The sequence below is a fragment of the Klebsiella sp. RHBSTW-00484 genome (assembly GCF_013705725.1).
In the GTDB taxonomy this organism is placed as follows: Bacteria; Pseudomonadota; Gammaproteobacteria; order Enterobacterales; family Enterobacteriaceae; genus Klebsiella.
In genome coordinates this window covers 1-4,423 of the sequence record NZ_CP055489.1, presented here as the reverse complement: position 1 = coordinate 4,423, position 4,423 = coordinate 1, and the positions used below count along the sequence as shown (strand labels likewise).

The 4,423-nt window shown below is 52.5% G+C and carries 4 protein-coding genes; 1 reads left to right on the top strand and 3 read right to left on the bottom strand.

What is annotated here, in order from left to right; genetic code table 11:
* Positions 1 to 557: 557 nt before the first annotated feature.
* Positions 558 to 2,057, bottom strand: a complete 1,500-nt coding sequence (gene mbeA / locus HV213_RS33875) for a plasmid mobilization relaxase MbeA (protein ID WP_442788182.1) — start codon at positions 2,055 to 2,057, stop codon at positions 558 to 560.
* The gene (locus tag HV213_RS32960; protein WP_000957084.1) at positions 2,047 to 2,370 is read right to left on the bottom strand and encodes a MobC family plasmid mobilization relaxosome protein; all 324 of its coding nucleotides are present in this window, start codon (positions 2,368 to 2,370) and stop codon (positions 2,047 to 2,049) included. The genes mbeA and HV213_RS32960 overlap by 11 nt, the downstream gene beginning before the upstream one ends.
* A gap of 347 nt (positions 2,371 to 2,717) precedes the next feature.
* Here HV213_RS32960 and HV213_RS32955 point away from each other — a divergent pair, with 347 nt between their 5' ends.
* Positions 2,718 to 3,500, top strand: a complete 783-nt coding sequence (locus HV213_RS32955; RefSeq protein WP_080901937.1) for a hypothetical protein — start codon at positions 2,718 to 2,720, stop codon at positions 3,498 to 3,500.
* Between the two features lie 29 nt (positions 3,501 to 3,529).
* Here HV213_RS32955 and HV213_RS32950 read toward each other — a convergent pair whose 3' ends face one another.
* The gene (locus HV213_RS32950; RefSeq protein WP_080816845.1) at positions 3,530 to 4,423 is read right to left on the bottom strand and encodes a replication initiation protein; all 894 of its coding nucleotides are present in this window, start codon (positions 4,421 to 4,423) and stop codon (positions 3,530 to 3,532) included.

The window sequence follows — 4,423 nt, the reverse complement described above, 5'->3', positions numbered from 1 at the left end:
TGCGCCCTACGCTTATGGCGGGCTGTTTTCTGGCACGGTTCATGTGCTAATATCCTTTCAAGGTTTCGACCTAGCCCTGGTAATCATGCGATCCGCCAAGATATGACATGATTTCCGGGGCTTTGTTTTTTCTGGGGTTAACGTTACACCGTCCGCAGGCTTCTGTCGATCTCACCACGATTTACCATAACATCCGTTGCCCGCACCGCTGAAACGGGGTTGGCTGCGTTTCCGGTGCCAGACGCGAGAAAGTGGCGACAGACATAACGAAAAAACACCAGAAACGCAGCCGCTGAATATTACACTGGTGCATAGTCATGCAGCCAGATGCATGCCGCGTAAAGTCACACTAAAATCAGCGCGAACGCCTTAAAAACAGGAAAGTGCTTCTCCAGCCAGTCCCAGATCTCCAGCGCCATGTACAGGCAGTTCAGCACCGTCTCAATCACGTTAAACAGTCTCATAATCCCTCCGTTGTATACGCTGTGATGTTTCCATCACGACCGTATTTAGCGGGAAATTTATGAGCCCTTCTTCTTGGGGTTTGTCACGGGCCGTCAGCCCAGCGTTGGACCACGGTAGGTTTTCTGCGGCTGGTGCTCCAGCTCCAGTGTTTTCTGATACTCATTCTCCCTCTGCCGGAACTCGGTGGCATTCAGTTCCCGGACAAGCGGCGCAGCTGCTCGCTTAAACTCAGCACCTGCGTGCTCAAGTCCGACACGCGCTCGTTCAGCACCGCGTTCTCCCGTTGCATAAGCCCACACATGCTCCGCCATTCCGCGAAGGCGCTCTCCCATTCGTCCAGCCTTTGCGAGTAGTCCTGCTGTAGCTGCTCTAATGCGCTCAGCAACTGCTTTTCCAGCTCTGTCATTTTCCGCTACTCCTGTTTCAGGCGGATCCATGTCGTCCCGTCGTAGGGGATGGCTTCGGTTTGCATCCCCGGCGGCAGGATAAGAAACCTCCGGCCGTCGCTGCTCTCCTGATAGCGCACTCCCCACGTCCGGGCGGTCATTTTCGCCAGGGTATCTTCCTGCTGACGAAGATGCGTGTAATTGTCGGTTATCTGCTGCCCCTGCCACCACAGAATGCTCCCGCTCGTGCCGATCAGCAGCGCTGACACCATCAGGATGGTGAGCCATGTCCGCCCGGCAGTCCGCAGTACGCTCCGCCGGTTTTTCTCCATCGCCTCGCTCATACTCTGCTCGTGGGCGAGGATGGCGTCGCTGATTCTCCTCGCGCTTGCGCTCAGTTCCGCTCTGACAGACCGCTCGTGCTCGCTGAATGCGGCTTTCAGCATCTCGCCGGTACTCTGCTGCTGCGCTTTCGATTGCTGCTCTAAGTCCTTCGCCAGCGTTAAAAGACTGCTCATAGATGGCTCCCTTCAGTCGGATGTTTCGCCCCCCGTCCGGGTCGGCAATGCTGATACTGCTTTTCGTGGTGCGCACCACCTCAAAACCTGCACCTTCAAGAGTGTCAGTGACATCCTGACGGCTTTTCAGCTCCCCGGACGAAGCAAGGGTCAGCAGTCCCCGGGTAATGGCTTCTGCGGCCTCCTGCTTCGTTTTCGGCAGCCCGGACGGCGTGACCAGCGCCCGGCGGTTTTCCGGCGCGTTCGGGTCGTGCAGCCCCAGTCTGCCGTTCACGATAGTCTGCCAGGCATCGATGCGCGGCCGGTCGGCGCGGTCGTAGTAAGGCTGGAGCCGCCTGCCGGTCAGCAGCTCGGTATTGGGGATCAGAAAGTTCAGCTCCAGACGCCCCTTGTCCGCGTGCTCCACCCACAGAATGCTGTACTGATCTTTATCGAGTCCGGGCATCAGAACCCGCTCGAAGCTGGCCATCAGTTTTTCCCGCTGGCCGGGAGGCAGATCGGCCTCCGCAAACGACAGAACGCCGGAGGTGTATTTCTTAACGTAAGGCGACGCGTCAATCAGCTCCCGGACTTCTTCCGGCTTCCCCTGCAGGACGGTGGCGCCTTCACGCTGCCGGTCTTTACCCAGCAGATAGTCCACCGGCCCGGCGCCACCGCCGCGGCCGCGCGGATGAAATTTAACGATCATCGTCCGTTCCTTTCTCAAGAACGGCGTGCCGCAGCCGCTCAAGGCCGGCATCGATGGCCATCAGCGCCGCCACAATCTGTACCCTGTCATGGCCGGTGCCGCCGCCGGCGTTAACACGGCGGGCTATCTGGTTCAGGTTATTGCCCATGCCGGCAAGCTGGCGCAGCAGCGCCGGCGAGAGTGAGGGGAGCTTTCCGGAACGTGCCGGCTTTTCGTCCAGGCAGATCTGCCGCATCCACGCCGCCAGCTGCCTGCCGTCACAGCGCTCGAGCAGCCGCCGGTGCTCGTCCTCCGTCACCCACATGGTGAGCATCTTGCTCCGTTTCTCTGACAAACCGGCCTCCTGATAACGCCGGGACGGGCGGGAAAGCCTTTCCCGGTCGGCGCGGGGTTGGACAAGCCGCAGGCGCGTCAGGCTTTTGGCGGGTTTCGGGGCGCAGCCCTGAACCAGTCACGTAGCGCTAGCGGAGTGTATACTGGCTTAATGGTGACGCTGCGCTCCCATGACTGAGTAGGAATTGCTGCAAAAAACAGCCATCTGACAAAAGAGGGCTGTTATCTGATATAGGTTGTTTAGTGCCAACTGCCGAGAACCCTTTTTAAGACTATTCTTAATGCGTATAATCAACCTTTTAGAAGGTACTTACTGCAAGGAATTACATGGAAAATCATTACGAATACCTGAAACTTGACATGTCTGCTTCAATCGATGAAATCAGAGATGCTATTGAGCTAAACAAAAATAATGATGAAGCTAGAATAAGGAAGATAAAATCAATCTTACTTAATGAGCGATTCAAAAGTGAATATGATGAGAAATTAATATCATACTTGATAAATAATGGTGACTCATCAAGAAAAGCAGATGAAAAAAAACAAAGTTTATACATTGAACAGATAAAAAACTTAGATAATGGGGAGTTGCATAACTCATACATATACGCCGCGTTTTTCCTGTTGGTTTTAAACTTCTCTTTATCATTAGTGGTTAGCACACAAGTAGACTATGTAATTAGTTTCATAGTGAACATATTGACCATTTTTGTGCTTTATAAAGACTGGAAAATATTAGAAAAAAACAACCTTGCTGTATTTTCTAAGTGGTGGGTATTAATATCACCTGTTTATTTATTTAAAAGATCCAATGCAAAGAAAGAAAGTAAAAAACTCTTCTCTTTGTGGATGGCGATAATCATTATTTTTGTTGCTAGTAGCTTAATCTTTGCTGGCGGTAAGTCTACAGTGGAAAGTGCAGCCTGTGGAGTCGTAAGCGACATATACAGAACACAGTTCCATCAACCAGGACTAACTTGCAAATCTGTGACGATCACAGAAAGTGAAGGGAAAAATCACTATGGCATAGCTGAGATATCTGACGGATCTGTAAAAGATATCACTATCAAAGAACTTAGTGATGGGCAAATATACGTCACTGTTGAATAACAAAGTTAGTGGCTGGTTGATCCCAGCCACTAACCTTTTAGTTTTGACTTCATTCTGAAATATGTTCTTCTGCTAACACCCAAATCAACCCACACTTCATTTAATGACGGCCTCCCCCCACCTTTGCTTTTCCTCCCTCGGAGGCTTTGTATTTCAGATGAATGCGTACGAAAAACATAATCACTGAAAGTACCTTCACTAAAATTAGCACGAGTCCATTTCGCAATACTTTTAGCTATGCCAATCACCTCATTATCATCCAGAGGCGATGAAAATTGCAGGTTGTAAGCACTGGCACGTTCATAGCAAGCTTGCAGCCACTGGTCATATTCAGGCCAGCCCTGACGGATAGCGCGATAAGCCCACTTCCGTGTTTTATCGAACAGAGTGCAGTTGCGGCCTAAGCCATAGTCGGCAACGATCTCTTTGTTGTTTGCCGCGTTCAGATCGAGGAAATCAGCAAGCCAGTCCAGCGTGTAGAGTTCTGGCTGCCAAACGGCAATTTTCCAGTGACCGTGGTTCGGATTCTTGCAGAGCAGGCCAGAATACCCTGTATCAGCATCCAGTTTTTTACGCAGCGCGTTTTCCACGGCAGCTGCATACTTCAGAGGTTTCATTCTGCCGTCCGGCGCAGTACGTATCGAGGTTTCCAGTGCGTATAGCAGGTGCGCGTGCCCGTTTTCCGGGTTGGTGATGGTCAGCGTGGGCGCGGGCGCGTTCCGGTCACTCCAGTCGATGGCCGCACCGGCGCGATCGACGTCGAAGCCCAGCCAGAACATGGCATGCGGCTGATTAAACTGGATGTACTTTGCCAAGAGTGCGCGTTCTTTCCCTGCGATACGCACACCGAAGTGCAGATCGTCCGAGAAGTACGGCTTGTGCGGGAGTCGGTCGTTAAAAAGTCCGAGTGCGGCGTTATGCAA

Excerpts from the sequence above, each read along its gene's own strand:
- mbeA (WP_442788182.1), bottom strand. The coding sequence starts at position 2,057 with ATGATCGTTAAATTTCATCCGCGCGGCCGCGGCGGTGGCGCCGGGCCG.
- HV213_RS32960 (WP_000957084.1), bottom strand. The coding sequence starts at position 2,370 with ATGCTCACCATGTGGGTGACGGAGGACGAGCACCGGCGGCTGCTCGAG.
- HV213_RS32955 (WP_080901937.1), top strand. The coding sequence starts at position 2,718 with ATGGAAAATCATTACGAATACCTGAAACTTGACATGTCTGCTTCAATC.